Origin of the sequence: Alsobacter soli, from assembly GCF_003004785.1 — a bacterium.
In the GTDB taxonomy this organism is placed as follows: domain Bacteria; phylum Pseudomonadota; class Alphaproteobacteria; order Rhizobiales; family Beijerinckiaceae; genus Alsobacter; species Alsobacter soli.
On record NZ_PVZS01000041.1, the window covers coordinates 1 to 24989 of the forward strand.

General features: G+C 65.2%; 32 protein-coding genes. 22 read left to right on the plus strand and 10 right to left on the minus strand.

The window, feature by feature from the left end; genetic code table 11:
• A partial coding sequence (locus tag SLNSH_RS22680) for an ATP-dependent DNA ligase (RefSeq protein WP_483416136.1) occupies positions 1-392 on the minus strand: 392 nt, incomplete at its 3' end.
• Positions 393-1684: 1292 nt separating this feature from the next.
• On the opposite strand from SLNSH_RS22680, the gene SLNSH_RS22690 reads away from it, so the two are divergent.
• Complete coding sequence (locus tag SLNSH_RS22690; protein WP_106340295.1) at positions 1685-1885, plus strand: hypothetical protein; 201 nt, start codon at positions 1685-1687, stop codon at positions 1883-1885.
• A 63-nt stretch (positions 1886-1948) separates the two neighbouring features.
• Entirely contained in the window at positions 1949-2218 is a 270-nt protein-coding gene (locus SLNSH_RS22695) for a hypothetical protein (RefSeq protein ID WP_106340297.1), read from the plus strand.
• Between the two features lie 152 nt (positions 2219-2370).
• On the opposite strand, the gene SLNSH_RS22700 is transcribed toward SLNSH_RS22695, so the two are convergent.
• Complete coding sequence (locus tag SLNSH_RS22700) at positions 2371-2571, minus strand: hypothetical protein (RefSeq protein WP_106340299.1); 201 nt, start codon at positions 2569-2571, stop codon at positions 2371-2373.
• 1643 nt (positions 2572-4214) lie between these two features.
• On the opposite strand from SLNSH_RS22700, the gene SLNSH_RS22715 reads away from it, so the two are divergent.
• The gene (locus SLNSH_RS22715) at positions 4215-4502 is read left to right on the plus strand and encodes a hypothetical protein (protein WP_106340305.1); all 288 of its coding nucleotides are present in this window, start codon (positions 4215-4217) and stop codon (positions 4500-4502) included.
• Positions 4503-4753: 251 nt separating this feature from the next.
• Here SLNSH_RS22715 and SLNSH_RS22720 read toward each other — a convergent pair whose 3' ends face one another.
• From SLNSH_RS22720 to SLNSH_RS22735, 4 genes are all read right to left on the minus strand, one after another.
• Positions 4754-5005, minus strand: a complete 252-nt coding sequence (locus tag SLNSH_RS22720; RefSeq protein WP_106340307.1) for a hypothetical protein — start codon at positions 5003-5005, stop codon at positions 4754-4756.
• Positions 5006-5165: 160 nt separating this feature from the next.
• Positions 5166-5540 carry a response regulator gene (locus SLNSH_RS22725; RefSeq protein ID WP_106340309.1) on the minus strand — a complete coding sequence of 125 codons (375 nt, stop codon included), beginning with the start codon at positions 5538-5540 and terminating at the stop codon, positions 5166-5168.
• 169 nt (positions 5541-5709) lie between these two features.
• On the minus strand, positions 5710-6549 hold the full coding sequence (locus SLNSH_RS22730) for a hypothetical protein (RefSeq protein ID WP_106340311.1): 840 nt from the start codon (positions 6547-6549) through the stop codon (positions 5710-5712).
• Between the two features lie 175 nt (positions 6550-6724).
• Positions 6725-7018: a hypothetical protein gene (locus SLNSH_RS22735; protein WP_106340313.1), complete on the minus strand. Its 294-nt coding sequence runs from the start codon at positions 7016-7018 to the stop codon at positions 6725-6727.
• 115 nt (positions 7019-7133) lie between these two features.
• Here SLNSH_RS22735 and SLNSH_RS22740 point away from each other — a divergent pair, with 115 nt between their 5' ends.
• From SLNSH_RS22740 to SLNSH_RS25030, 4 genes are all read left to right on the plus strand, one after another.
• Positions 7134-7376: a helix-turn-helix domain-containing protein gene (locus SLNSH_RS22740; protein ID WP_106340315.1), complete on the plus strand. Its 243-nt coding sequence runs from the start codon at positions 7134-7136 to the stop codon at positions 7374-7376.
• Between the two features lie 60 nt (positions 7377-7436).
• Positions 7437-7730 carry a hypothetical protein gene (locus tag SLNSH_RS22745; protein WP_106340317.1) on the plus strand — a complete coding sequence of 98 codons (294 nt, stop codon included), beginning with the start codon at positions 7437-7439 and terminating at the stop codon, positions 7728-7730.
• Positions 7731-8256: 526 nt separating this feature from the next.
• Positions 8257-8934 (plus strand): recombinase family protein, encoded by a 678-nt coding sequence (locus SLNSH_RS22750; protein WP_106340319.1) that lies wholly within the window; start codon positions 8257-8259, stop codon positions 8932-8934.
• A gap of 11 nt (positions 8935-8945) precedes the next feature.
• The gene (locus SLNSH_RS25030; protein ID WP_158266861.1) at positions 8946-9119 is read left to right on the plus strand and encodes a hypothetical protein; all 174 of its coding nucleotides are present in this window, start codon (positions 8946-8948) and stop codon (positions 9117-9119) included.
• Positions 9120-9356: 237 nt separating this feature from the next.
• On the opposite strand, the gene SLNSH_RS22755 is transcribed toward SLNSH_RS25030, so the two are convergent.
• The 3 genes from SLNSH_RS22755 to SLNSH_RS22775 form a co-directional block, all read right to left on the minus strand.
• The gene (locus SLNSH_RS22755) at positions 9357-9887 is read right to left on the minus strand and encodes a hypothetical protein (protein WP_196240304.1); all 531 of its coding nucleotides are present in this window, start codon (positions 9885-9887) and stop codon (positions 9357-9359) included.
• Positions 9888-10676: 789 nt separating this feature from the next.
• Positions 10677-10934 (minus strand): hypothetical protein, encoded by a 258-nt coding sequence (locus SLNSH_RS22770; RefSeq protein WP_106340326.1) that lies wholly within the window; start codon positions 10932-10934, stop codon positions 10677-10679.
• The gene (locus SLNSH_RS22775) at positions 10906-11559 is read right to left on the minus strand and encodes a ParA family protein (RefSeq protein WP_106340328.1); all 654 of its coding nucleotides are present in this window, start codon (positions 11557-11559) and stop codon (positions 10906-10908) included. The genes SLNSH_RS22770 and SLNSH_RS22775 overlap by 29 nt, the downstream gene beginning before the upstream one ends.
• Before the next feature lie 412 nt (positions 11560-11971).
• On the opposite strand from SLNSH_RS22775, the gene SLNSH_RS22780 reads away from it, so the two are divergent.
• The 13 genes from SLNSH_RS22780 (at position 11972) to SLNSH_RS22835 (ending at position 23825) form a co-directional block, all read left to right on the plus strand.
• Positions 11972-12661 (plus strand): transcriptional regulator, encoded by a 690-nt coding sequence (locus SLNSH_RS22780; RefSeq protein ID WP_146140352.1) that lies wholly within the window; start codon positions 11972-11974, stop codon positions 12659-12661.
• Positions 12662-12787: 126 nt separating this feature from the next.
• Positions 12788-13426: a hypothetical protein gene (locus SLNSH_RS22785; protein WP_106340332.1), complete on the plus strand. Its 639-nt coding sequence runs from the start codon at positions 12788-12790 to the stop codon at positions 13424-13426.
• Between the two features lie 121 nt (positions 13427-13547).
• A complete protein-coding gene (locus SLNSH_RS22790) occupies positions 13548-13793 on the plus strand; it encodes a helix-turn-helix transcriptional regulator (protein WP_106340334.1) in 246 nt (81 codons plus the stop codon).
• Between the two features lie 235 nt (positions 13794-14028).
• The gene (locus SLNSH_RS22795; RefSeq protein ID WP_146140353.1) at positions 14029-14382 is read left to right on the plus strand and encodes a hypothetical protein; all 354 of its coding nucleotides are present in this window, start codon (positions 14029-14031) and stop codon (positions 14380-14382) included.
• A complete protein-coding gene (locus tag SLNSH_RS25035; protein WP_158266862.1) occupies positions 14379-14936 on the plus strand; it encodes a hypothetical protein in 558 nt (185 codons plus the stop codon). Before SLNSH_RS22795 ends, SLNSH_RS25035 begins: the two co-directional genes overlap by 4 nt.
• Positions 14923-16461 (plus strand): DUF3987 domain-containing protein, encoded by a 1539-nt coding sequence (locus SLNSH_RS22800; protein WP_158266863.1) that lies wholly within the window; start codon positions 14923-14925, stop codon positions 16459-16461. Before SLNSH_RS25035 ends, SLNSH_RS22800 begins: the two co-directional genes overlap by 14 nt.
• Positions 16462-16685: 224 nt before the next feature.
• Positions 16686-16997 (plus strand): hypothetical protein, encoded by a 312-nt coding sequence (locus SLNSH_RS22805; RefSeq protein WP_146140354.1) that lies wholly within the window; start codon positions 16686-16688, stop codon positions 16995-16997.
• Positions 16997-17287, plus strand: a complete 291-nt coding sequence (locus SLNSH_RS22810) for a hypothetical protein (protein ID WP_106340342.1) — start codon at positions 16997-16999, stop codon at positions 17285-17287. The genes SLNSH_RS22805 and SLNSH_RS22810 overlap by 1 nt, the downstream gene beginning before the upstream one ends.
• On the plus strand, positions 17287-17601 hold the full coding sequence (locus SLNSH_RS22815) for a hypothetical protein (RefSeq protein ID WP_106340344.1): 315 nt from the start codon (positions 17287-17289) through the stop codon (positions 17599-17601). The genes SLNSH_RS22810 and SLNSH_RS22815 overlap by 1 nt, the downstream gene beginning before the upstream one ends.
• A gap of 3 nt (positions 17602-17604) precedes the next feature.
• The gene (locus tag SLNSH_RS22820; RefSeq protein WP_106340346.1) at positions 17605-18336 is read left to right on the plus strand and encodes a phosphoadenosine phosphosulfate reductase domain-containing protein; all 732 of its coding nucleotides are present in this window, start codon (positions 17605-17607) and stop codon (positions 18334-18336) included.
• A gap of 97 nt (positions 18337-18433) precedes the next feature.
• Positions 18434-18835 (plus strand): hypothetical protein, encoded by a 402-nt coding sequence (locus SLNSH_RS22825; RefSeq protein WP_146140355.1) that lies wholly within the window; start codon positions 18434-18436, stop codon positions 18833-18835.
• Positions 18835-21705, plus strand: coding sequence for a glycosyl hydrolase 108 family protein (locus SLNSH_RS22830; protein ID WP_106340350.1), 2871 nt, complete (start codon positions 18835-18837; stop codon positions 21703-21705). The genes SLNSH_RS22825 and SLNSH_RS22830 overlap by 1 nt, the downstream gene beginning before the upstream one ends.
• Positions 21705-23825 (plus strand): hypothetical protein, encoded by a 2121-nt coding sequence (locus SLNSH_RS22835; protein WP_106340352.1) that lies wholly within the window; start codon positions 21705-21707, stop codon positions 23823-23825. Before SLNSH_RS22830 ends, SLNSH_RS22835 begins: the two co-directional genes overlap by 1 nt.
• Here SLNSH_RS22835 and SLNSH_RS24735 read toward each other — a convergent pair.
• Positions 23755-23958 (minus strand): hypothetical protein, encoded by a 204-nt coding sequence (locus SLNSH_RS24735; RefSeq protein WP_146140356.1) that lies wholly within the window; start codon positions 23956-23958, stop codon positions 23755-23757. The two genes, SLNSH_RS22835 and SLNSH_RS24735, sit on opposite strands and share 71 nt — an antisense overlap.
• Positions 23959-23989: 31 nt before the next feature.
• Between SLNSH_RS24735 and SLNSH_RS22840 the strand changes: the two genes are divergently transcribed.
• Positions 23990-24436 (plus strand): DUF5681 domain-containing protein, encoded by a 447-nt coding sequence (locus SLNSH_RS22840; protein ID WP_106340354.1) that lies wholly within the window; start codon positions 23990-23992, stop codon positions 24434-24436.
• Entirely contained in the window at positions 24436-24690 is a 255-nt protein-coding gene (locus SLNSH_RS22845) for a hypothetical protein (RefSeq protein ID WP_106340356.1), read from the plus strand. The genes SLNSH_RS22840 and SLNSH_RS22845 overlap by 1 nt, the downstream gene beginning before the upstream one ends.
• Positions 24691-24989 lie beyond the last annotated feature (299 nt).

Genomic DNA, 24989 nt, shown 5'->3' on the forward strand with positions numbered 1-24989 from the left:
TCCAGGGCGTCCACCATGGCGATCCCGTCCACTGGCTGGGCCAAGAGCCTCGCCAGCTCGGCGCGGCGCTCCAAGAGCGTCAAGGGGCGCAGATCTCGCCCATCCAGTTCCAGCAGGTCGAAAGCCAGCAGCGCGGCATGAATGCGCCCTGTCACAGAGCGAAGGGCGAGGAAGTCGTCCCTTCCGTCATCGCGCTGGACAATAGCCTCTCCATCTAGCGTGCAGGAGCCGCAGGGGAGCGCACGGACAGCGTTGGCGATCCTGGGCAGGCGATCCGTCCAGGAAAGGCCGTTGCGGCTCCATAATCGCACGTCTGGGCCTTCGCGGCTGGCCTGCAGTCGATAGCCGTCATGTTTGACCTGATACAGCCAGCCGGGCCCGGTCGGGATCACGTCCGAGAGGGTCGCCAACATGGGTGTAATGAAACCTGCCGGAGCCTTTCGGTCACGAGCAAGAGGTCGAGCGCGCCAAGCCATTGATGGGGAGTCCGCAGGCCGAGTTGCGGTTCCCGGCATCAATCCGCAGAAGATGATCGGGACAGGCGAGCCGCCCCCGATGTCGCCGGCCGGCTCGGTGCATCAAATGATGCCCTGAAAGGCATAGACCATCAGGTTAAAAAACTCCAAGGACCCGACAAACTGTCGAGCGGTGAAGGATCGGATGTTCGGCCATCATTCATGCTGAAGCAGAAGGCCCCCGACATGGACTATCCTGAATTTCTGATCTGGGCTGCAGCTGCGATCCTCGTGACATATTTGGCGCTCGAATGTTTCGGAGCTGTCATATCCTCCAGGCGTCGGGCGGCCCAGAGGAAGTCTGTAAATCCGTGGCGTGACGTTCGTTTTTGACAAGGCCTACAAAGGCCCGGGCGCAACGGCACGTCGCGGGCCTTGTTGAGCAAATCGGAAGGGGGCATCTCGCTGTTGTGGGATCGCGCTCCATCTGGCCCTTCCCTGCCCGTCACTTCCCTCCCCCCGTGGCAGGCCGAGCCGATGCCGTCCGGCTGGTGCGTCCTCGATGCCTCCGGCGCTCCCCTCGCCTATTGCAACGGCGGTGCTACTCGGTGTCTGTTTCTCTGAACCGAGCCCGCATCTCCGGGCCGGTGCTCGCTGGCTTTGACCACAGGGACTCGCGGTCCCCAGTGATCACCTCGGCCGCCCCGTCGATGGCGTGCATAATTTCCGTGGTTGCCAGCGCAATCGGGGAGCGAATGGGAGCCTTGGTGAGAATGGCGACGCAGCGCCTCCGCCACTCTCTCAAGGCGGCCAGGTACTCCTCGGCGTCAGGTCCGGTCCAAAGGCGGCGGTGTCGACTCATTGGAACATAACAAGAACATTTCATCGCTCCGGGTCAAGGCTCGGGAGCCGTCACGGTGAAGTTGTCCCAAACGCAAAAAGGCCCCTGAGGGACGATGGCTCGTCCGGGGCCTTGATGAAGCATTACCGGAGGGGGCATCCGATGTTGCAGGGTGTGAACGTGTGGGCCATCTGACCGTTCCATGTCAGTTCCGGCACTGCCTAGGGATTGAAGAGTTTGGCCTGCGCTGGGCTGAAGTCTGCCCCCCCTTTGTGCGCATCCGGACACAGCGGGCAGACACGAGGCTTCGTAATCCGATTGGTCGGGTTGAGGATCGAGGCGCGATGGCCATAACTCGATCCGGTCGAGTTACAATCAGAATGACACAATGAACCTAGACCTGATTGCAACCAAGCCTGGCCACGAAGGGCGGGTTCTGGATGAACTCAAGTCAGAGATCGAGACGCAGCACGGCCAATTGTTCTCTGATGAGGTTTGGAGCCGTATGGCTCTGGCCGAAAGAGAGGCTTGGCTGCTCGAGGTGCTTGGCCTGTTGCTGCCGGATGCCCCTACTAACGAGAACGTGTGATGGCCTGCCGGAAACATTGTTATGATGGCGCCCGTTGCTCCAAGGGCTTACGGAGCAGGACGCTTGTTCTCTGGGTTCATCGACGGCCTTCTGGAATATGCGAAGCCTCAAGCGACGCGAGAAGAAAAGCTCGCCCGGATGCTTGAAGCCGTCGGCTGGCTCAGGGACGAGACAGTGTATTTCGGCGAGGACGACGAGGACTACACCTTCCGGCAGATGGACGAACTGGCATTGGAGATTAGAGCCCGGGCTCAGCTGCTTGGTGGTGAGCCCAAAGAGCTACTACTCGACGTCGCATCTCTCATAGCTGCCTCGATGAGCCGGAAGAACTAATTACCGGCGCGCAGACTTCGCTCTTCAACATCGGATCGAACTAGGCAAGCCAAGCGCCGGGATGGCCTATTAGGCAGGCCGCCGCGTCAATTGCCACGTCCAGGCACGAAGGTCCCCTCCGCACAATGAGTGTGAACGTAGAAGGCGCCACGCTAGCGGTCGTTCGATTCAAGAACCGTCTTCAGGGCCACTCTAATGATGGCAGCGCGCTCTTCCATCGACGCCATGGCCCAACGATCTTTGTCAAAAACTATCCCCATGGCTTCAAGGTTGACGCGGATGATGTCCAGCAACTCCTCGCTGGACCCACCGGCTCGCATGGCCTTGAGAAAAGCTTCTGCACGGGTCCGCATAGCAAAGGGTCTTGCGCTCAGATAACTGATATCAATTTACATGAGCGGTCGTTTTAAAAAAAGGCCCGCAAACCGCCGAGCAGCGGAGTTCCAGCTGCCAATGCGGATTTGTCCAACGAAACGGATTGCGGCGGTGCTTCGGGCCTGATCCGGATCAGCATTGCAGCACGCGTGCGTGCAAATATGGTCCGTGGGGGATTTCCCCCTGAAGCACCCAACTCGACAGAGCCGCCCCCAACCAAACTGGGGCGGCTTCTTTTTTCAGGCATATCGGACTGCTCCGGCGAACGTGATTTGCCCCGCCCTCGCATGGGGAGCATTCTTAATGCCCCGCTGGGTGGCTCGGTCGGAGGGAGGCTCGCATGACAGAGCGGGCCCAGCTGCGCTGGCGCACGGCCATCAGGCGAACTCTTAAACTGCTTGCACTCGCCTATCTCGCCGGTGGCGTCGTCGTGACGCTTGTCGCGATGCAGCCCTAAACGGCCAAAACACTGCCCTTCTCGTGCAGCTTTGCCTAGTCCACCACTTTCACCCGAGGACTGGGGATTTCAACTCGGACGAGGCCAGGCGCATCGCCGCCCGCATCGCTTGGTCTTCGTCCTTTGCTCCTCGGACTTCTGCATGAAATTCAAGAGCGCCTGGAGTTCGCGAGGGAGCGGTTCGAGTGCAATCAGTTCGAACTCCAAGCGGAGCGCATCCGAAAGCGAAGCGGGGAAGGTTTTTTGCACGGGGTGCTCCTTACCCAAACCACCCTCTGCTGATTTCGCGCCGCCTGTTAGCGAAATCGAGGTACATGCGCCTCATGCGTGCTGATGCGCACCTGCGGAGCGGCGGCGAGTTACCCCAGGCGGTGTTTGCGAGCTTGGCGGCGGGCCGCAGAAGCAGAATTTCAAGGAGGCCTGAGCTTGGGCCGGCGCGCTCGACGTAAGATCAGCGCCTGACCACCCGGAACCACAGTGTCTGTCCAGGGTCCTGACGGCCCCACCAGCGCCCTCGGGCAGCCTCAGGGGCGACCCCCCAAGCATCGTAAGTGTGGGCCAGGAAAAGCTCCAACTTCTCGGCTGTCTCATCCTCCGAGTCGCCGCTTATCGGCAGCGCGCGGACTGAGGTGATGATGTTGTTCGAAGACACGCGCATTTGGTCTGCACCCCACATGGAGGACCTCATTCTAGGGCTGCATGCTCGTACGCCGGCGCGTGTCAGCCCAGGTCGCGCCACCAACTGGGCCCAACGTGGGCTTTGCTGCTCGTATGCACGATGATGGTGCCGCAATCGGTGCAGACATATGTCGTTTCGCTCCAGCGCCTGATTCCGGTTCCGAAGTTCACGGTCATGATCTCGTCGAGACGCCCGTGAGGATGGTCCAGGCTCTTCAGGCCGAATTGCTTCGTGCAGGACGGGCACGCATTTATCGCCATTCCCATCGGGATAGCTCCTTCGGAAGCCAGAAGCGCCGGAAACTATCTAAGAGTGGGCTGAAATGCGGAATGGCTATCCGTATGCTCTGAATTGATGTCGGAAGTGTGTGGGCCCGTAGGTGAGCGCGATAGCAAGGGGCGTGGGGCAGGGGCGGAAATGGCTGCGAGTTACAGGCCCGGATTTGCCATGCCCGCTGGGTTAGGCTGCTATCCATGAGTCACGGGATGGCCGAGAAGCTCATCCAGATCGCCGGCAGCTCGCGGACGCCGGATGAGAAGATCCAGGCGGCAATCCATTTGCTGGATTGGTTTCAGGTGCGCGCGCGCGAATTCCACACGGGCGACCTGTCCGGGTTCGCAGCCGAGATGACCGGGCTCTATGCGCGCCTCGCGTCCGAGGCGACGACCGACGAGGACCTCGCCGGTGATCTCATTGATCTGGTGCTGGCCGAGCTGGGGCGCCGTGGCTTTGCGCCTGATCCTATTGCGCTGGGCGGTCCTGCCCCAGCGTAGGGGCTTCTGCCAAGCTGCCGCCGCGTCGCTTTACCTCGCCCCGGATCAATCGAAGGTAATTGATGCCAATGCCGGGCAGACCAAGGATCTCTTGCTCGGTTAGACGTGAAATATCCAGGAAGGTCGGCTCCATTGGGAGCCGCCCATCTGACGCAAGCAATGCCAGCACGCGAAGTAGGCCCCATGGCAAGCTGCTGCACGACATCGCCGTATGTAGTTCGCCAGGTGACGGTCCGTCCGAAGTAGTCGAATTAATAGGCATTGGCAGGCCCGCTGGCCAGCGGGCCATCCTTGGCTTCCATCCAGCAGGCGCCGCGATAGGTCTTGCTGCTTGTGCGGAATACGCGGGTGCCACACTCGGCGCAGAGATAGGACACCTCCCGCCAGCGCCAGAACGCGGCACCGTAGCCTGCTGTTTTCACCTCGACCAGTTTGCTGCGCGGCAAATCCAGGCGCTTGAGCCTGAGTTGATGGGCGCAGGCTTGCCATGCATCCAATCGCATTGGGCAGCCTCTCTGTTGCAATGCACCCGGTAGGGCCGGAACAACTCGGCTTTCTCGGGTACTGCGGAACGCTCTCACTGGGCCGCGAGGCATCGGGCTGCGCACTGGTGGACCGCCATCCGTCGGTTCAACTTGCCTCGATGCAGGGCGTCTTCCGACCTTAGCGCTCCGCATTGGCCGACACGAGGGCCAGAAGGGCGGTAACCAGTTCGGTCGGCTTGAGTGGCTTTGTGAGGTGTGGGATGGAAACGTACGTCTCGGGCAGCATTTGCTGCTCGAAGGCGGTCACAAACACAAACGGAACGCCGCGGCGTAGAAGCTCGTCAGCAACCGCGAAGGATGTTCCGTTCTTCAAGCGCACGTTCAGAACAGCGGCGTCGATCTCCGTGCTCTCAATTAATTCGAGAGCCTCGCTGGCGGTGGCAACCGGTCCGACCACCTGCGCACCCTTGGATTGCAAGTCTTCTTCGACTTGCATAGCGAGAAGATACTGGTCCTCCAGAACCAACACCCTCGACTGCTGTAACTGTTGCATTCGGCCTCCGAGGCGGCGAGCGCGCCGCCCTGTCGGCCCAATCGCATTAGAGTTTGTGGCTGCGCCAAACGGTTGGGATAAGCGCCAAAAGGAAAGCCCCGTCGGCGGGATCACCAACGGGGCGACTGAGCCAAGATTTCGGGGTTCTTCGTCTGCACCACACTAACTCTCAAACGAGGGCAGTGTTCCCGGCGATGCGCTCGCCTGCCTCGACCAGATCAAGCAGCAGGGAGGCGAGGTCCGAGAGCGGCGACTCGTCATTCGGGTCGAAGCCCATGCGCGCCTCCCAGAGGTCCGTCCCTACCGTGTGGTAGCTCGCGACCATGGCGGCCTTGACCGCGATCCCGGCGGGCGTGCTGGCCCTCTCCACCCGCATGCGCAGGGCCAAGGCCTTCGTCTTGGAGAAAGCCTCAATCTGGATCTCGTCCGCCGCGTTCAGACCGGAAGCCTCGCGGGCCTGCTCATCCGCAGCCTCGAAGGCGCGAGCGGCGTCCGCGATCTCTTTCATGCGGTCCCAAGCACGTTGAACACGCGGCGAGGCGGGGAAGCGCTGATAGCCCGCAGGGACCTGGAGCGCGCGCTGGAAGCTCTCCACGGTGTTCGGAGGATACCACATGCGGCCGGTGTAGGTGGCGCAGGCGCCGCGCAGGTTCAGCTCGGCATCGCTGTCCCGGACATAGAGCGCTTCGGGCGTCTTGGGCTGGATCTTGTCGTAGACATCATGGGCGCGGTTGTAGGCGTCATCAGCGGCGAGCTCCGCCGTCATGGCCTCGCACCAGCCCAGGCCGAGGCGGAACACGCGGGCGTCAGCGCTGTCGTGGTGGGCGGAGGCGCAGAGCTTGCGCACCATGGCGACCAGCCGGAGGCGGGGATCAGCGTCGGGGCTGAGGGGCGTGAGCGCTGCAGGCTCAGCAGCGGCGGCCACGACCGGCAAGGCGGCGGCCACGGCCACGCCGGCGAGCATGGAGCGGCGGCTAAGGTTCAGGCGTGCGTCATCGTTCCGCGTCATGGCGGTTTCTCCCTCTCTGCGATGTCGGTTGGGGTGGAAAGGAGGCGCGGCGCTCAGGCCGTGCTGTTGTCGGCCACGTGAACGGCGAGGAAGCCGAGGCCCAGCAGGGCGATGGCGGCGAACAGCGGGCCGAAGATCACGGCGAAGTCATAGGCAGTGAGCATGCCGGTCCCTTTCAGGCGACGAGGCCGAGATCGGTGGAGCACTGGCGGCCGATCCAGGCGGCCAGCTCGGGGGCGACAAAGCCGGTGGGCTGGGTGCGCTCGACGCGGGCGACGGGACGGAGTGGGGCGCGATCCAGCTTCCAGATGCGGCGCTGCTTCTGAGCGTCGGCCCAGACGTGGCGGAGGCGGGTGGCGAACGTCGTGTCGGGGCGGACGGAGCGGAAGCGGCGGAACACGGCCCAGGCCTCAGTCATGATCGCGGTGAGGTCGAAGGAGCCGTCTGCCTTGAGAAACTTGTGGGTCATGTCCGAGCCCTCATTGCTCAGTTCGTACCGTCAGGGTACAAATTGCCTTTGAGGTATCTTCATGTCAACCCCTCAGGGTACAATAAAATACCATGAGGGTACGAATGGGGCGGATATGACGATCACAAGCGAGCAGCTACGGGCGGCGCGGGCGCTGGTCCGTTGGGAGCAGGCGGACCTAGCCGAAGCAACGGGGCTGGCGTCAGGGACTGTGAAGCGGCTGGAGAGGGCGCCGGGACCACTCGCCGCCCAGGCGAGGACGGTGGACGGGATCGTTAAGGCGTTCGAGGCGGTGGGCGTCACCTTCACCTCGGCCGATGGCCGGGCTTGCGTCTGCTACACACCGAAGAACGGATAAGGCAGAGCCAAACGGCTTCCTTCAAACCGTAAGCAGCAAGCGGCAAGAGCAGGAGAGAACATGGCGAACAAGGTGGTCAGGTACGAAGAGCCCGTGCCGGCGCCGTCGAGCGTCCCCGCGGTGCGAGTTCGCGGCGATGCCCCGCAGGAGCCCTTTCACTGGCTCGGCCTGCAGTGGGTGGTGACGGACGAGGGCGTCGAAGCGCGAGACGGCACCTATTTCATCGCGAAAGATCGGCTGCGCGAGGACGAACCCCATTGGAGCTGGGAGCAGCAGATGGCCGAGAAGGATTGGGTAGATGTCCATGACTTCGCCGCGGCCATGGCCTTCGCTAGGCACAAGTGGCCCGCCTGAACTGGTAAGTCGATCTGGTGATGGAGGCCCTGCCCGCGAGGTGGGGCCTTTCTGCTTTTCGAACGGCTGATAAACGGCGTCCGCTGCGTCTGTGTCACTGATCCTGCAGTGAGGAAACAGTGAGAACGCCAGCCTGATAATACAGGCCAGGAACAGGCAGACTGGGGTTTTGTCAGGCCCTAAAAGGAGGGCTTTGGCGGACTGATAGTACAGCGGCTCGACAGAGACAGCCCGATGCCAAAATGCCAAAATGCCAAAATTCGGCAGAGTGAGTCAGATCAAGCGCTTACGGGCGTTTCTTAGAAAACGCTTCAAGTACGGGCTGTGCCAAAATTCGGCAGACGCCTTTCCGATCGGCTGAAAGCCCTGTGACGTTTCGATACCGCTCCCCTGCGGCTCTGGGCATTGCTGCGATTACCTCGAATTACCTCAGTGTGTCGGGCAATTTCGCTCTCTAAATTCCGCTTGTGAAGTTTCTAAACGGACGTATAGTAATTTCACAACGGCTCAAAAAGGGCTCCCCGCCATGTCCTCCGGTCGCTTCGTCGCCTACTACCGCGTCTCCACGCAGGAGCAGGGCCGGAGCGGTCTCGGCCTGGAGGCGCAGCGCGACGCGGTGATGCGCCACCTCAACGGGGGCGCCTGGACGCTCGACGCCGAGTTCGTGGAGATCGAGTCCGGCAAGCGGTCGGACCGGCCCAAGCTGGCGGAGGCCATCAAGCTCTGCCGCAAGCGGAAGGCCACCCTGATCATCGCCAAGCTGGACCGGCTGTCGCGCAACGTCGCCTTCATCGCCAATCTGATGGAGAGCCGGGTTAACTTCCTCGCCGTGGACAACCCGAACGCCAACCCGCTGCACATCCACATTCTGGCGGCCGTCGCCCAGCACGAGCGCGAGATGATCTCGACCAGGACGAAGGCAGCGCTGGCGGCAGCGAAGGAGCGCCGGCGCCGGGACAACCTCCCTCCCCTCGGCAACCGCACGAACCTGCCTGAGGCCCGCGCCCTGGCGAACGCGGCCCGCTCGGCCAAGGCGGATCAGCACGCGGCGAACGTGCTCCCTGTCATCCAGCAGATCCAATCGACGGGCGCGACCACGCTGCGGGCCATCGCTGGCGCCCTCAACGCTCGCGGGATCAAGACGCCTCGAGGTGGAGAGTGGCACGCCAAGCAGGTACAGCTTGTCATGCAGCGCCAAGCCTGAGGGGGAGCTGAATGGCGAAGAAGCATCCGAGCCGCGCCGAACGGAAGGCCCGCCGCATGGCGGAGAACGAGGAGCTGGCGAAGGAAGCTCGGTTCTGGGCGAAGGTGAAGTCGCCGCTGTCGCAGTTGGACAGTTCCGCCAGGGGCGTGAACAAGGCCGCGACGCGGGGCATGAAGCGAAGCTGAGGCGCTTACACGAGCAAGACGTAACCTGCGGCGCGGGCGCGCTTGCGGTGCATGACGGCGTAGACCCAGGAAGCCGCCACGATGATGCTCGCCATCTGCCCTCCCAACCTCAAGCGGTGCAGCATATTGGCGAGGCGAGCGCAGTCTGCGTCAAGCCCGGCTGCGCTTCGATCCGGACGGAAACCAGAATGCGGATGGGCTGAACCGCCCTTATCTCCCACTCGATCACGCCTGGCTTCAGGCGGCCTCGAACTCGGCTACTCGGCTTTCCAAGATTCGTTCGGCGTAACCAGCCGCCGGATGGTGGCCGTGTTCAAGCGCGAGGTTCGCCGCTCTGACAACCTTGGCGTGAACAACGACCTGGCGGGGTACCCGATGCTGCCGGTACATCCACTCAGCAACCTCGACCCAGTCCCATAACGGGCTCTCGCTGGTGACACGGGCAACTGGCCTCGGAAATCCTTCGGAGCGCTCCCCCTTTGCGTAGAGCGATACAGCGGCTCGGCCCAACCCTGACCGCGCCGCAATCTCAGATGCATTCACTAGATGATCGGGTTCAACCCGCTCAATGTGGGCGCCAGACCGCCGAACATCCCTAATGGCCGACAGCAGGGCTGCGGTGAAGGTCCGAGCCTCGCGATCGAACTCCAGCACCACAAGTCCCTTCTGGATTGCCATGGTCGCGTCATCGCAACCGGCCTCGAAGAGGCGGTCCACGTCCTCAACGCCCAGCCCGGATGCAATGATCGTGAAGTTGTACGTCTGCATCAGTGCCCTCCATGGCAGTCTGGGCAGCGGTTAACCGCCCGGATTATTCCCTTGGCGTGGTTCTGTGCGTTCTTGGGTGTGCTCCAGACCGGAACTATGCACCCTTCCCGCGTGCTCAAGGGGCAGAACAGATGCCCCCAGGCATGACCCGACGACAGGTGCAAAATCCAACCCTTGGATTCCGCATGCTGCACTGCCGCTTCTATTTCCTTGCTGGGGTGGCGTGGCCTCGCCATCACGCACGCCCCATATGCACGCAGCTGTAAACGGATGTCAACACGAGTTAGTTCCAGTAGCGCTGGAGAGTGTTTCTGGAGGGTTAAGGGTACTTTCGTTTGGGCGCAATTCCTCATCCCTGATTGAGGGCCGGCTCGCCAGACGAGTTGATGGCTGCAGGAAATCAATGGAGAGCGCCGGTGCGCCACGCCCGATGCGCAGAAGCCCCCGCACGGTACATCCGCATGCGGGGGCTCTTTGCTCGACGGGTCCGCCGTCTGCGGCAAGAGGTATGTTATTTGCGGCAAGCTGTAAACCGCTTGCGGTGTGCGGTGTCTTTACTGCACGCGGACAGGGAGGGGTTGCCCTGGAGCCCCGCGGACTTCGACGGCGCCGCTAACCGTCACCTCGCCGCTTATGTAGCCCGTGTTCCCGCGGATGCGGCGCAACTCATCGTATGCGGAGGCCAGTTCCCACCAGATCCCGAGGACGCCGAGGACCAGCACAACCCGCAGCGCGAGTGCGATCTCAGGCGATGAGGCCCACGTTGACCAAAGCTGGCGAGCGCGCATCTCAGTCTTCCATCTCCTCAAGGGAGGGATGGCCGTACTTCGCGAGCATCAGGTTGATGCCCTCGCGCAGGTAGTCGTTCGTGCGCTTGTCGTTATCGAGCGCCATCTGCTTGATGAGCTTTGCCGCACGCCGTGAAACGTAAACGGTAAGCTTCTCGGCCTTCGAGGGCTGAGGCGTCGCAGCCGGCGCGTTGTCGGCGGACTGCTCCGGCCCCGTCGCCATCGCCAGTTCAAGCGACGCGGGTTTCTTCTTGGCCATTGGTTTTTCCCTCAAGGCGGGTTGTCACCCACTGCAGCAGCTCGCGCATCTCCGAGGCGGCTTTGCCGGTCGGGTCGCGTTCGGTCACGCCCAGGCCCATCGCCATGGAGTCGAGATGGTCGGCGCGCATGGCCATGGCGGTGCCGGCTACGGCGCCCGCGAGATTGAGGACACGGAACGCATCGGACGTGCGAATGGTCCGGCCGGGCGGGCATTGGTTCAGGACGAAGGAGAACGGGCGGCCGAGGCGCGACAGAGTGCGCACGGTCGGCCGGGTGGCCTCGATGTCGGCTATCGAGGGGCGGGCAGGGATGAGGCAAAGGTCAGCGGCCTGCATGGCGGCCGTCGTCGCCGGCGAGTCCACGCCAGCCGTGTCGATCAGCGCCAAGTCATAGCCTTGCCTGGCCAGGGTGGCGAGCGCGGCGGGCAGCTGCGGCGTCTCGATCGTGGCCACCTCAGGGGAGGGGGCTTCGCGCCGCTCGTACCACGACTTCGCCGTTCCCTGCGGGTCCAGGTCGATCACGTAGACCTTCAGGCCACGCTCCTGCGCCGCGACGGCCATTGAGACCGCCAGGGAGCTTTTGCCGGTCCCGCCCTTCTGCGTGACGAAGGCGACTGTCTTCATGGCTGATCCTCCTGCGGCACACCGTAGGGGGCAAACGGTTAACCGTTCACCACCATGCTGCAGACGGCGTGCTGCCTCCCGTAGACGGGGAGCGGCTTACGGCATACCGTATGCGGTGTGCTTCGCGAGTCGGTCCCTGCGTTGACAGGAATCATCGGCGGTGCGCGGTTTGTCTAGCGGCTTCGGCTTTGCCGGGGCGCAGCAATTTGGAGACGAGATGCGGTAGCCGCATAGGCCCAAAAAGCGAGCGGCCCCCGAGCTGGACACTCGGAGGCCGGTCAAATCGGTGAGATCTCGCGATCCCTGACAGCGCGAAGGTCTCACGGCTCCGGGTTCGGAGTCAACCGGAAACCAAGCGGTTTCCGGCACGAGACGCTTTGTGTCGAAGCGGCCCTACAGAAGGGGCCAGGACGTGTTTGTTGATGAGATCAGGCGGGCCGTGGAGGCTGCGCCAAGGAACGCGCTGGACGACGTAGCGCGGCTGCTGTGGCGTGCCTTCGCCAACGGCCAAATCACTGAGGACGAGGCCGAGGATCTGGGCCAGGCTATCGAGGCCCGCAAGGTGATCCCGGCCAAGTCTGCGGCTCCCAGGCGGCGCGTCGGCTCCCGGCCGAGATCCCCGGAGAGCATGGAGCGCAGGCGCCGATGGGCGGCATCGGGCAGGCTTCCGCCGGCGCTGGCGGCCAGCTTCACCCTCGCCGAGCAGGCGGTGCTTGCTGTCATCTCCATGGATGTCGCCAAGCGAGGCGATTGCAGGCTGACCGTGGGCCACATCGCAGCTCTTGCTGGCTGCTGCGTCGCGACCGTGCGAACGGCGCTGCGCCAGGCGGCCGACCTGGGCCTCGTGCACGTTGAGGAGCGGCGGCTGACCTGCTGGCGGAACTTGCCCAATGTCGTGACGATCGTCAGCGCCGAGTGGCGGACCTGGCTGCGCCTCAAGCCGCGCCAGTCGGCGGGGGAGCGCTACAGCGGGCCTCTTTCGCCCGTGGGGGGAGGGTCTAAATCCGTATCGCGCACGACTACAGTTCCAAGATACTGGAACAGGCGCGAGCCTCCAAAGAGCAGAGAAGCAATCGGGAAGGGGAGGGCGGCCACGGCATAGACGCCTCATCCACGCCACTTGGTCGAAACCCGTGGACGGCATGGTGTCGGCACATTGCACCGGCTATGTTCACGTTATAGCCTCTTTCTGCGTCGTTCGTTGGCGTGGCTTTTGGCGGAAAGCACCATGCATTCGGAAGTTCAGACGGGCTCCCTCAGTCGAAGAACCGTCCGTCAGGATGAGCATGTCGGCCGGCTGACGCTGGCGGCTTGGGATCGCATCATTGCCGTAACCGGGATTGCTCCCGCCCCGGACGTGTTCGTTCTCGCCGATGTCGTGGGTGATGCCCTCGCCAACATCGAGGTGAACCGGGCCATGGCGTCCGTGCCAACCTACAAGGCGGCGCTGGATTTCCAGACAAAGGCGCGGGCGGCCGCTCTGGCGTGGCAGCAACTGGCCGACGATCGCGCGAGTGGAATGACAGAGGCTCAGAAGGCAGCTCAAAAGCTGCAGGCGACGGCTTTGCTACAGTATGCCGAGGCCAACCTGAGGCGTGCGGAGTTGCTGCGCGGCAAGCATGACTGCGAGCATGACTATGGCAAGGCATGGTTCAACGGTGCTGTCGCCGAACTGGCCGAGGCGTTTGCCGTCGTGTTCGGGCGCCGCGCTGGGTACAGCAATCGCATGGCCGATGCTGAAGGTCCGTTCGTCTCCTTCGCCACCCAGATCCTGCTGGAGGCTGGCATCAGGAACCGGAACAAGGAGCCATACGCCAGGACGGCCGTGGTGAAGGCCCTGAAGGAGAACCGGCGCGCCAACTCCTGAGGACCAAACACCCTGCAAATCGGGGAACTTGGTTCCCGTGTTTATGTCCCCTCATTGAATCATCTTTCGCCCCATGAGCCGAGGCAATCAGCGCCTCCGGTTCGCAGCAATGAGGGCGAACATGACGGACGACCTTTCCAAGTACCTCCGCCGGGACCGCGCCGCGAAGTACCTGCAGGAGCGGTACGGCATCGGCACCTCCGCGAACAGCCTCGCGGTGATGGCCCACAAGGGGACGGGCCCGCAGTTCCGACTGTTCGGACGTTTCCCGATCTACCACCCCGCTGACCTCGACGCCTGGGCTGAGAGCCGCGTGTCGGCCCGCAAGTTCGCGCGCACGGCCGAGTACGTGGCGGCGGTGGCCTGATGCAGAAAAGACGAAACCCGGAGCTGGCGGGCTCCGGGCTCGAAATCAGACCCTGCTTGGCGGCTGGTCAGTTCGAGAAGAATAGCCCTCACCCCCTTAGGATTCAATGGGTTTCGCGGCGTTTCCCCGTTTCTCGGGCTGTCGCGATGCTTCTGGCCGAACTGGCCTTCGCTGTGCCGGAGGGCTGGCGATGATGGCGCCCGCGCTTCCCTCCCGTGTCCCGGCTCTCGTGCGCATGCTGGCGACGGATCACGACGGCGAGCTGGTCAACGCCGCCCGTGCTCTGCGCCGCACGCTGAACAGCGCTGGCATGGACCTGAACGACTTGGCCGAGCGTCTGGCGGCGCTGTCGGCGACCGAGCCCGAGCCGGAGCCTGAGGCCTGCCTGAAGTTCGGCGAATGGCTAGACCTCGAGCAACAGGACCGCATCGCCCATCTGCGCAACATCGAGGCCTCGCCGCTCCTGACGACCTGGGAACGCCAGTTCGTCATCGGCGTGCAGGTCCACCTCTGGCGCGACCGGCCACTGACGATCAAGCAGACGACTGCGCTGCAGAACGTCTTCGCCAAGATCAGGGGGCTGGCATGATCCACGCCTCCGATCTCGCGGCAGCGCGCTCCCTCAACCAGGCCGAACTGGACTGGCTGAGAGGACAGGGCGTCCCTGCCGAGGCGATCCACAAGCCCTCGCTGCTGCTGGCCGCCCGCGTCGAGTTCCTGGCCGGTGGGAGGTTCGAGTTCGCGCGCGGCGATGACAACGCAGTGGCCGCGATCGTCATCATCACCCGGGACGCATTCGGTGCGCCCCGCGACCTCGTGGCGTGGAATCCCCGGACTGGCGACCTAGGCAGCCTCTACGGCTTCGCCTGGGCGCTGGACGAGAGCGAGATCTACGCCCCGCGCCTCGATGACGACCCCATGCGGGTGTGGTCAACGCCGCTGCAATGGCTGCGCGCTGGCCGACGGGGGCTTTGCCTCGTGGACGAGGTGGCCGCCCGCTGGCAGCTCGCCGGCATTGGCGCCCTGGCGGCCGAAGATCACGTTCATGGCCTCGCCCTGCAGGCGGCGCTGGCCCTTCCCCTCCCTGAAATTCTTGTCCCGGTCCACGAGGCCGGAAGGACGACCGCTGATGCTTCGCTTTGAATCGCTGAACGCGGCTCATTCCGCTCGCCCAAATTTCGGCTCCTGGCAGGAGCGCAAAGCCGAACCGGGCGAGTGGGACAAGCCCGACCTGTCCCTCCTCGGCTCCGGCCGCACGGCCCCTCCCAAGTTCCCGGTGGATGTGTTCGGCGACTTCTGGGCCAAGTTCGTGGTCGATCAGGCGGCGGCGCAGAATGCTCCCGAGGACTACGTTGCGGCGAGCCTGTTCGCATCGGCTGCAGCGCTGATCGGCAACTCCAGGGAGGCCAACGCTCGCGGATGGACCGAGCCGGCATGCCTCTGGCTGGCCATGGTTGGCAACCCCGGCAGCGGCAAGACGCCGGCGCTGAAGCCCATCACGAAGATCCTGAACCAGATCGAGATCGACGCCCTTGCGGAGGCCCAGCCCGAGCAGACGGCCTATTTCGAGGCTCTGGAGCGCGCCCAGATCGAGAAGGACCGCTGGAAGCAGGCCATGAAGCAGGCGGTGACCGATGGCCTGCCGCCGCCGCCGATGCCTCCCGAGGCGAAAGAGCCGCCCCTGTGGAAGCCGCCGCAGATCACGGTTTCTGACGCGACGCAGGAGTACATGGGCCTCGTGCTCGCCACGAACCCCAAAGGGTGCTTGAGCTTCCGCGATGAACTGGCCGGCTGGCTGGGCTCCTTCGGCCGCTATACCGGCGGCGGTGACGCCGAGCGCACGTTCTGGCTGGAGGCCTGGAACGCCGGACCCTACAAGATCGGCCGCGTTGGCAGGCCTGACGTGGTTCACATCCGGCGACTGTCCGTCTCGGTGCTGGGCGGCATCCAGCCCGACCGCCTGAACACCATCACGGGCGGCGCCGACGACGGCCTCGCCAGCCGATTTCTCTGGGCATGGCCCGATGCAAAGCCGGGCTTCCGCATCACCCAGGGCTCGCACAGCGTGCGGCATGCCGAGGCATTGGCCAGGCTCTACCGCCTCGACATCGCCCGTGGTGAGCGCAACGAGGCGGAGCCCCGCCCGCTTACGCTCGACCCGGCTGGCGTCGAGATGCTTGAGCAGTACGGCTCCGAGATGAAGGTCAGGGCCGAAAAGGCCTTCGGTCCCTTCATTGGCGTGCTGTCCAAGGCTGCTGGCCAGGCGCTGCGCCTCGCTCTCGTGCTGGAGTTGCTGGAATGGAGCGCGACGCCTGGCAAGCCGGAGCCGGCCACGATCTCGGCCGCGAGCATGGCGGCGGCGATCGGCGTGATGGATGCCTATTTCATCCCGTCCGCGCGGCGCGTGTTCGGGGAGAGCGCGGTGCCGGAGACGGACCGCAAGGCCATGGCGCTGATCCGCTGGCTGCAGGAGACCGGCGCCAAGCGGTTCAAGGCTCGCGAGGCTCGCAGGAAGGCAGGCTGTCCAGTCCGCGACCCCAAGCACATGGCCGGCGCCTGCGACGCCCTGATTGAGGCGGCGCTGATCCGCGAGGTGACCAGCAAGGGCAGCGTCGGCCGCCCGAGCCCCGAGTTCGAGGTCAACTCAAGGCTCTGGGGGGCGCAATGACGGACTGGCTTCAAAAGGCGAGGGCGCTCCGTAAACAGCAAGCGGCAAACATCACGCCGTATGCCGTGGAAGACTCAGAGAAGGCCGTAGACGGCCAAGGGCATTCGGACGGCCCCGCGGACCAGGAAGGGCCTTCATCGCCGCCAGTGGCCTCCTGTGTGGCTCCTGAGGGATTTGCCTTCGACCACGACGAGCGCGCGGCGATCGCCGAGCATGACGGAGGGGTGCCCAAGCGATACGCCGACGCCTTCGCCCGGCTTCAGCAGGAGAAGCCGCGGGGCGTGGATCTCGCCCGCTGGAGACAGGCCATGCAGGACGGCGGCTTGTTTCTCGACCGTTGGGGCGTGACCGCGGACGCGCTGGGCTGGGAAGTGGCGGACGTGTTCGGCCTCGACCCGGTAGCCCCTCTCGCCCGCTATGACGCCATGGGGCTGATCTGGCTTTTGGCGGGCGCCACGGTGCGGCTGCTGGACGAGCGCAGCGCCACGCTCTCCACGGGCCTCGTGTTCAGGCGGAAGCAGCACGGGCGGCGCTGATGGACAGCCACATCCTCCGCCCTTTCGACCGAGACGTGGCGATCACCACGCGGCAGGCGATGCGCATCATCGGCGCGACAACCCTGCAGACCGCCCGTAACTGGGCCGAGCGCTACGAGGTGGGGCGCAGGTCCGTGGGCAGTCAATTCCGCATCAGCCTGCCCGCCCTGCTCATGGCCCTGGAGGAGAACTGGACGGCCCTCGCCGCCTACCACCTCGGCCAGCGGGATACCGCCACCTATGCCGACTATCTGCGCCGCGCGCGCGCCCTGAAATCGGAGTTGCCGTGATGCTCGATGACGACATGGACATGGGAACCGCCTCTCTCCCCGAGATCCCCCCGCCGCCGCGCCCAGGCGACCGCTTCAAGGTGGAGGCCCGCGCCTGGCTGGCGGCCGCGCAGTTCAGCATCGCGCTGGCCATGGCGACGCTTGAGACGACGCCGGACGAGGATGCCGTTCTCGACGGCCTGCTGGACGAGACGGTCCACGAGCAACTGGGCCAGGCCAAAGGATACGTCGCCGACCTGGAGCGCGATCTGCTGCGGGCGCGCGAGAATCTGGAGGCCTATCGCCGGACCCGCGAGTTCACGACGGAGAACTAGGCCATGCCCGCATTCGATCTCCACGCCGCGCTCGACGGTCACGACCGCGTCTTCCTGGCCTTCTCGGGCGGCAAGGAAAGCGTGGTGCTGGCCCATATGCTGGAGCCTTGGCGGGACCGCGTGACGCTGCTCTGGACCAACACGGGCCACATGGCTCCGCACATGGTGGAGTTCGTCCGCGCCTACAGCGAGCGCTTCCGGCTTGTGGAGTTGGCGCCGGCGAGCCTGATGGGCTTCTGGCGGGATAGCGGCATTCCATCCGAGGTGGTCCCCACGGCCAACGCTTCCGGCGACCGCCTGCCCAGGATCGCGGCCTGGCAGGCCTGCTGCGCCGTTAACAGGACGCAGCCGAAGGTGGACCACCTCGCCCGCTATGGAGCTCCCTGCGCCTATGTCCACGGCCAGCGCCGGGACGACCCGCTCATCCCGACATGGGAGCAGCGATACCCGGAGAACGTGGAGGCCATTGCGCCCCTCTGGGAGTGGGCGGAGGCGGACGTGATGGCCTACATCGCGCGCCACGGCCTGGCGCTGCCGGCGCAATACGGCGAGGGCTACCGCGACAGCCTGGAATGCATCGTCTGCCCGGCCCCCATGACGGCGCAGCGGATGGCCTACCTGCGGCGGGCCTATCCCGAGGCGGCCGAGACGGCGGCCCAGGCAATGCGGGTTGTTCTGCAGGAGACGGAGCGAGCCGCGATCGCCATTGCCGAGGTAATATGCGCTGAAAAATAAATTCTCACGAAAGCCAAAAAAGCAAAAAAAGTGCGATGCGGATCGCCTGTATTTGCGGCCTACTGCTCCTTAAGTGTGAAGCACTGGGACAGAGACGATGGCGCAGCAGTCACGCATTACCGCAGTCATGCCGGGCGAGGCGATGGACCTCATCAAGACTGCGGCCGACGCGAAGGGCGTGACAGTCGCCCAGTTCTTCCGAGCCGCCGTCGCGCGCCAGCTTATCGAATGCGAACGGCGCACGCTGGCAGGTGAGGACGTGAAGCTGGACGACCTCGCCGGCACGCCCCCGAAGGATGCCCCGCTGCATCGCGGCCTCTATTTCATCGCCCTCGCGCACGAGTTCCTGGACGGGATCGCCGAGGAGGCGACCCTGCCGCGCTTCGACCAAAAGACCTTCCTGGAAGCCTGCCAGGCCTTCGACCACGCCCTCCAGTGCGCCGTGGCGAACCTCACGAACCACGCCCTCTCCAACCAGACCCCGCCGGAGGACGCCTGATGGCCGTCAACGATGTTGTCGCGGCCCTGCTGGGCCAGAACCCGAACCAGCCGCTCGCGACGCTGACGCCCGAGAACATCAAGCGCCAGCGAGAGCTTGCCCTCAAGCAGATGCAGGCCGGCGCTGACTACTCGCCTGTCCAAAGCTGGACTCAAGGCGCGGCACGTGTGGCGCAGGCTCTGACTGGCGCGCTGATGGCCCGTGATCTCGACCAGAAGGAAGCTCAGGGCCTGGCAGACTTCTGGGGGAAGGACTTCGCCAATGCTACAGGCGGGGCGGGTGGCGCGGCTGCAACCGGCGCGGCGGCGCAGGCCAGCGGCGGACGGCCTGGGGGGCTTCCGTCCTTCGTGGCGACCGGCGGCAAGATGGCGAGCGCGGCCCCAATCGGCGGCTTCGACCAGTCCGTCAATCGCGTCCTGCAGTTCGAGGGTGGCTACACGCCGAACGATGCCGGCAACGGGCCGACCAACTACGGCATCAGCAGCGCCGCCAACCCCGGCGTGGATGTGGCGAAGCTGACGCCCGACCAAGCCAAGCAGATCTACAAAAGCAAGTATTGGGACGCCATCGGCGGCGACGAACTCGCGGCGAAGAACCCGGCGCTTGCCCACGTCGCCTTCGACGCGGCGGTCAATTCCGGCCCGGCCCGCGCCCAGCAGTGGCTGCAGCAGTCGGGCGGCGATCCGCAGAAGTTCATGCAGCTGCGCTCGGACTTCCTGCAGGGTCTCATCGCGTCCAACCCCGGCAAGTATCAGCCCTACGCCAAGGCGTGGGGCCAGCGCATCGCCAGCCTACAGGCGGACATCAGCGGGGCGGCCGCGCAGCCCGGCATGGCGGCCCCCGGCCAGCAGGGTGGAGCTGCGCAATACGCCCGGAGCGTGCCGGGTGCGCAGCCTCAACAGGTCGCGCAGGATCTCCCTTCGAACCAGCCCGCCCCGGCTGCGGTCAACGGCCAGCGGCCCCCTCCGGGCGGCTACATCGCCCGCGACAGCCAGGGCGGCCTTGTCATGGTCGATAAGGACGGCAACTCGATCCTGCCCACGCAGGCGTCGGCGTCGGCTGGCGGACCCGTCCAGGTGGCGAGCGCCGATCCCAGCTTCGTCCCGGCCTACAATGCGCCGGGAGGGCTGGCGACCAACCCTGCAATTGCGGCCATTTCCGCCGGGCAGCAGCCGCCGCGCCAGGACCCCTCGACGGGCTTCAACACGCCCATCGGGCAGGACGTTTACCGCGAGGGCTTCAGCGCGCCGGTCGATACCCGGATTCCGCTTGGCGCGGCACAGCCCCTGACGGGGGCGCAGAAGGTCGCGGCGGCCCTCGCCGGCAGCGACCAGGGCGGCAATCTCCCCACTATGGCCCGGGGAGCCGCTACAGCGCCCCTGGACGCCCGTGGCGCCCTTCTGGAGGCGCTGACGGCCGGAGCATCCCCTTCGGGCGCCGGCGGGCCTCCCAGCCCCGTCGTGGCCGCCCTCATGGACGACAAGCGGCCCTCCAATACGAACATCAGCAGGGGGAGCCTGCGGGAGGCGGATCGCGTCACGTCCGTTGCGACCAACGGCGACAACCCCGCCACGATCTCACGGGGCGACGCGCGCCACCCGGCAGACGCCAAGCTCTACGGCGCAGCCAATCAGTTCGGCGGTCCTGGCTCTGGCCTCGCCTACGGCAGCGCCAATTCCGAGCGGCCCGAGATCCCGACCTACGCGCCGCAGTACGCCCCCGGGCAGCCCGGCCAGCAGGCAGGACAGCCGCAGGCGCCCCAGGTGACCCCGCAGGTGGCCCAGCGAATCCAGACCGTGGCCGCGCAGCCGGAAGTTCAGGCGCTCGCCCAGAACTACGCCCAGACGCCCCACGGGCAGCAGATCGCCGCCGCCGGCGCGCAGCCAGGCTCCCTCGGCGCGATCATGCGGGCGTTGGCGAACCCGTACGCTCCAGAGGGTGCGCGGGCCATGCTGCTGATGCTCGCCAAGCAGAAGATCGAGGCGGCGAATCCGAACTACGGCTTCCAGACGCTTCCAGACGGCACGATCCTGCGGACGGACCCGCGCAACGGCTCTGTGACGCCGATTTACCAGGCCCCGAGCAAGCCCACCTACGGCGTCATTGGGAAGGACCAGTACGGCAACGAGCAGTACGGGTGGATTGACCCGTTCAAGCACACTGTCGAAGCCGCCACCCCGGCCGGAGGCGCGGCGCCTGGCACCACGGCGGCGGGCAACGTCCCCGGCGCCCAGGGAAGCCCGATCCCGGCTCCCCCGCCTGGCGTGGACCCGAAGGTGTGGCGCGAGCAGTTCAGCAAGCGGGAAGCCGAGAACGCCGTGCCTCCGACCTCGGCGGATGCGAGCAAGCTGCGCGGCGAGATCCAGGGGCTTCCCAGCTACAAGAACCTTTCCCAGGCGGCCCCGATCTACAAGGGCATGCTCGAGGCTGCGAACCGCAACAGCAAGGCCTCGGATCTCAACCTCGTCTATGGCCTCGGCAAGATCATGGACCCCACGTCCGTGGTCCGCGAGGGCGAGATGATCATGGTGAAAAACACCGCAGGCCTGCCCGAGTGGCTGGTCGGCGCGATCAACTCGTTGAACGGCGGCGCCGCGCTCACGCCCGAAACCCGCAAGGCCATCATGACGGAGGCTTACGGGCGGCTGCAGGCCTACAAGGGCGTCTTCGACACGGAGACCTCCCAGTACAAGCGCATCGCCGGCCGGCAGCGCATGAACGTGGACGACATCGTGCCGGACTTCGGCGACTTCCCCGAATACGTCCCCGCCCCTACTCCGCCGACAGGCCCAGCCGCTCCCGCTCCTGCTGGCGGGACGATCACGCCTGAACAGGCCCGCGAAGAACTCCGCCGCCGGGGGAAACTCTGATGCCCGACATCTCCAAGCTGTCCGACGCCGAACTGATGGCCATCATGGCCCGGGAGGAGAGCGCGCGCCGCTCCATTCAGAACCTCTCGGAGGACCAGCTTCGCGCCCTGGCCTATGAGCAGCCCGAGCCGCCGCCCGGGGTGACGATCCACGCCAGCAACGGCGACTTCTACTCCAAGGGCGGCGGCAAGTTCGAGCCGACCACGCCACTGGAGGCGCAGGCCCGGGCGCAACGTGACGCAAGTGGGATCAGCGGCGACGTGGGCGCGTCTGTCCTGCGGGGCACCCCCTATGTCGGGGGCTTCATGGATCGCGCTATCGCGGCAGGAAACTCCGCTCTCGGCGGCGGCACGTACGAGGACCAACTCGCGAGGAAGCGGGCCGAGTTCAAGACGTTCGATGAGGACTACCCGAAGACCAGCATGGCCGGGAAGGCTGCGGGCGCCATCGCCGGCACGGTCGCGTCGGCTCCGCTGGCCGGGGAAGGCATTGCCGGCTGGGCTCTCGGAACTGGCGCGAAGTCGCTCCCCCAGGCCATCGTCCGAGGTGGCGTGGCGGGCACGCTGCAGGGTGCTGCAGCAGGAGCGGGGGAAAGCCAGGACCTGACCAAGCCGGCCGACGTGGCGCTGAACGTCGCCAAGGACGGGGCTATCGGGGCAGTGCTCGGGACGGCCATTCCCGCCGCCCTCGGCGGGGCTGCGCGTGTCTGGGACAAGCTAAATCCCATCGGCGCGGCCACTGATGCGCTCGCCAATCTTCCTGCCAAAGCGCAGCAGTACATCGCGCAGCAGCTTCCCAATGCGGCGCGAGTCCAGGCGCTCAAGCAGCAGGCCGCTGCCCTGGGGCCGGAGGGGATGCTGGCCGATGTTTCCCCCGAGTGGGCCGGGATCGCTCGCGGCGCCTCGGCACGGCCGGGATCTCGCGACGCCATCGTTCAGGCGCTCACGGAGCGCGACGCTGGCAAGAACGCGCGCATCACTGGCGCGATCAACGATACCCTCGGCCCCGATGTGGTCCCGTCTCAGCGACTCGCCGGCATCAAGGACGCCCAGAAGGCTCTCGGCCCCGAGTACGAGCAGGCACTGCAGGGCGCCAAGGCGGTCGATACAGAGCCCCTGCTGCATAGGCTAACCGAGATTTCCGTGGATGCCCGCGGCCCCGCTCGGCAGGCGGCGCGGGACGTGAAGTCCATGCTGAACATCGAGGGCACGGACCAGCTCGACCCCAACCCGCGCACCCTCCTGAACATCCGCCACGCGATCGACGGCATGATGGAGGGGCAGGAGAACACGGACGTGCTGCGCGTCCTCGGCGACGCCCGCAAGGCCGTGGATGCCGAGTTGCAGACCAAGGTTCCGGGCATCAAGACGGTTGACGCCAAGTACGGCGAACTTGCTCGCCAGGCGGACTCCTTCAAGCAGGGCCAGAACCTGCTGGACAGCGGCAAGCAGGCGCTGCGGCCCTCCGAGGTGCAGGATCTCGTGGAGAAGGGCGTCCAGCCTCAGGGGGAGCTTGTCGGGCCTTCAGCGGCAGCGCTGCGGCTGCGAGAGGGCACTCGGGCCGAGATTGAGCGCATCGTGGGGACGAACGCCAACGATGTCGCCAAGCTGAACCAGCTGTTCAAGGCCGAGGGGGACTGGAACCGGGACAAGCTGCGGACCCTGTTCGGTCAGGACCGGGCGGACAAGATCCTCCAGACGCTCGACGCCGAGCGCAAAATGGAGGCCACGAAGAACTGGGTGGTCGGCAACTCGGCTACGGAGCCGACCCGGCAGTTCGGCCAGTTCCTGGACGAGACGGCCAAGGGCCACGCCATCCCGACCGAGACAACGCTGGCTGGAGCGAGCTTCCGCGGCGCCCAGAAGTTCCTCCAGGCGCTCACGCAGTCCGCCGGCGAAGAGCAGGCCCAGGAAGTCGCCCGGCAGCTAGGTGCGCTCGCCGTGGCCAAGGGCGGCACGCGGGATCAGATCATTGAGGCCCTGATGAAGCGCGGCGTGCGCCAGGGACAGCTTGAACAACTTTACGGGGCTGCGGGCGGCTCGACGGCCCTTAGTCCAGTCGTTCGGGCGCTGATGGCCGGTTCTTCTGGCGATCGAGCAGAAGGGCGCCGCCAACGATAGCCACCCAGAAAAGCGCGGCAACGAAGGCGAAGGCCACGTTGCCGTCGAAGGCGCGATTGAGGAAGGCCTGCAGGGCAGCAATTGCTGCCGACGCAACAACCAAGACGAACAGGTAACGCAGGACCAAGGCCATCGAGCGACCTCCAGAGATGACGGGAGCATAGATGACAGACGACAACTCGCAAAACTCGAAGCGCAAAGGCTTCCAGCCGGGCCAGAGCGGCAACCCAGCAGGGCGGCCGCCAGGGACGCGCAACAAGACGCTACTGGCGCTCGAATGCCTCATGGACGGCGAGGCGCTGGAATTGACGCGCAAGGTGGTGGAGGACGCCAAGAACGGCGATTCCGTCGCCATGCGGCTCTGCATGGACCGGATCTTCCCACCCCGCAAAGACCGGCCGGTGCGGTTCAAGATCCCCAACCTGGCGAAGGCCAGCGACGCGGTGCAGGCAAGCGCTGCCATCGTGCAGGCTGTGGCCGAGGGCGAATTGTCACCCAGCGAGGCCTCGGAGCTGTCGAAGGTGGTCCAGGGCTGGATTGAAGCCCTCAAGGCCTCCGACCATGACGAGCGCCTGGCGCGCATCGAGGAAGCCCTGGCGGGGGACAAGTGATGAGCAGGACGACAGAAGCCCGGCTGCGCCGGATCGAGGACCAGTTGCACACCGACGATGCGCCCCGGGCAGCGTTCTCCTTCATCCCGCTATCGGATGACGAGGCGGAGGAAATCGTGAGCGACTGGCGCGGCGCCGTTCGCGACGGAAAGGCCCATGTCACCCACGGCACGCTCTTCATTGGGTGGGAGCCGCCGCTGACGACGGAGGAATGGCTGGGGCGCGTGGAGGCCGGCAGATACGGCAAGCAGTAAGCTGCACGAGGCAAGCGGCTGGGATTTTGGCATTTTGGCAAACGCCTGTTTTCGTCACAAACAGGCTCAAGTATCTGAGAAACAATGTGAAAACAATTTTGGCATTTTGACACGCCTTTCTCGGTCGGTCTCTTCGGAGAGCTATGTCATGGTCTGGCATAGCCCGGACACTTCACCTTGAGCCAGGCCTGAGACGGTCCCGACCGATAACGGCTGTCCTTTCGCTTACAGACCAGGCCCTCAAGCCCGAGCGCGCAGGCATGACGAAAGAGATCCGGCCCGCGCTCGTCCAGGGCGTC

Excerpts from the sequence above, each read along its gene's own strand:
- SLNSH_RS22690 (WP_106340295.1), top strand. The coding sequence starts at position 1,685 with ATGAACCTAGACCTGATTGCAACCAAGCCTGGCCACGAAGGGCGGGTT.
- SLNSH_RS22700 (WP_106340299.1), bottom strand. The coding sequence starts at position 2,571 with ATGCGGACCCGTGCAGAAGCTTTTCTCAAGGCCATGCGAGCCGGTGGG.
- SLNSH_RS22715 (WP_106340305.1), top strand. The coding sequence starts at position 4,215 with ATGGCCGAGAAGCTCATCCAGATCGCCGGCAGCTCGCGGACGCCGGAT.
- SLNSH_RS22720 (WP_106340307.1), bottom strand. The coding sequence starts at position 5,005 with ATGCGATTGGATGCATGGCAAGCCTGCGCCCATCAACTCAGGCTCAAG.
- SLNSH_RS22725 (WP_106340309.1), bottom strand. The coding sequence starts at position 5,540 with ATGCAACAGTTACAGCAGTCGAGGGTGTTGGTTCTGGAGGACCAGTAT.
- SLNSH_RS22730 (WP_106340311.1), bottom strand. The coding sequence starts at position 6,549 with ATGACGCGGAACGATGACGCACGCCTGAACCTTAGCCGCCGCTCCATG.
- SLNSH_RS22735 (WP_106340313.1), bottom strand. The coding sequence starts at position 7,018 with ATGACCCACAAGTTTCTCAAGGCAGACGGCTCCTTCGACCTCACCGCG.
- SLNSH_RS22740 (WP_106340315.1), top strand. The coding sequence starts at position 7,134 with ATGACGATCACAAGCGAGCAGCTACGGGCGGCGCGGGCGCTGGTCCGT.
- SLNSH_RS22745 (WP_106340317.1), top strand. The coding sequence starts at position 7,437 with ATGGCGAACAAGGTGGTCAGGTACGAAGAGCCCGTGCCGGCGCCGTCG.
- SLNSH_RS22750 (WP_106340319.1), top strand. The coding sequence starts at position 8,257 with ATGTCCTCCGGTCGCTTCGTCGCCTACTACCGCGTCTCCACGCAGGAG.
- SLNSH_RS25030 (WP_158266861.1), top strand. The coding sequence starts at position 8,946 with ATGGCGAAGAAGCATCCGAGCCGCGCCGAACGGAAGGCCCGCCGCATG.
- SLNSH_RS22755 (WP_196240304.1), bottom strand. The coding sequence starts at position 9,887 with ATGCAGACGTACAACTTCACGATCATTGCATCCGGGCTGGGCGTTGAG.
- SLNSH_RS22770 (WP_106340326.1), bottom strand. The coding sequence starts at position 10,934 with ATGGCCAAGAAGAAACCCGCGTCGCTTGAACTGGCGATGGCGACGGGG.
- SLNSH_RS22775 (WP_106340328.1), bottom strand. The coding sequence starts at position 11,559 with ATGAAGACAGTCGCCTTCGTCACGCAGAAGGGCGGGACCGGCAAAAGC.
- SLNSH_RS22785 (WP_106340332.1), top strand. The coding sequence starts at position 12,788 with ATGCATTCGGAAGTTCAGACGGGCTCCCTCAGTCGAAGAACCGTCCGT.
- SLNSH_RS22790 (WP_106340334.1), top strand. The coding sequence starts at position 13,548 with ATGACGGACGACCTTTCCAAGTACCTCCGCCGGGACCGCGCCGCGAAG.
- SLNSH_RS22795 (WP_146140353.1), top strand. The coding sequence starts at position 14,029 with ATGCTGGCGACGGATCACGACGGCGAGCTGGTCAACGCCGCCCGTGCT.
- SLNSH_RS25035 (WP_158266862.1), top strand. The coding sequence starts at position 14,379 with ATGATCCACGCCTCCGATCTCGCGGCAGCGCGCTCCCTCAACCAGGCC.
- SLNSH_RS22800 (WP_158266863.1), top strand. The coding sequence starts at position 14,923 with ATGCTTCGCTTTGAATCGCTGAACGCGGCTCATTCCGCTCGCCCAAAT.
- SLNSH_RS22810 (WP_106340342.1), top strand. The coding sequence starts at position 16,997 with ATGGACAGCCACATCCTCCGCCCTTTCGACCGAGACGTGGCGATCACC.
- SLNSH_RS22815 (WP_106340344.1), top strand. The coding sequence starts at position 17,287 with ATGCTCGATGACGACATGGACATGGGAACCGCCTCTCTCCCCGAGATC.
- SLNSH_RS22820 (WP_106340346.1), top strand. The coding sequence starts at position 17,605 with ATGCCCGCATTCGATCTCCACGCCGCGCTCGACGGTCACGACCGCGTC.
- SLNSH_RS22825 (WP_146140355.1), top strand. The coding sequence starts at position 18,434 with ATGGCGCAGCAGTCACGCATTACCGCAGTCATGCCGGGCGAGGCGATG.
- SLNSH_RS22830 (WP_106340350.1), top strand. The coding sequence starts at position 18,835 with ATGGCCGTCAACGATGTTGTCGCGGCCCTGCTGGGCCAGAACCCGAAC.
- SLNSH_RS22835 (WP_106340352.1), top strand. The coding sequence starts at position 21,705 with ATGCCCGACATCTCCAAGCTGTCCGACGCCGAACTGATGGCCATCATG.
- SLNSH_RS24735 (WP_146140356.1), bottom strand. The coding sequence starts at position 23,958 with ATGGCCTTGGTCCTGCGTTACCTGTTCGTCTTGGTTGTTGCGTCGGCA.
- SLNSH_RS22840 (WP_106340354.1), top strand. The coding sequence starts at position 23,990 with ATGACAGACGACAACTCGCAAAACTCGAAGCGCAAAGGCTTCCAGCCG.
- SLNSH_RS22845 (WP_106340356.1), top strand. The coding sequence starts at position 24,436 with ATGAGCAGGACGACAGAAGCCCGGCTGCGCCGGATCGAGGACCAGTTG.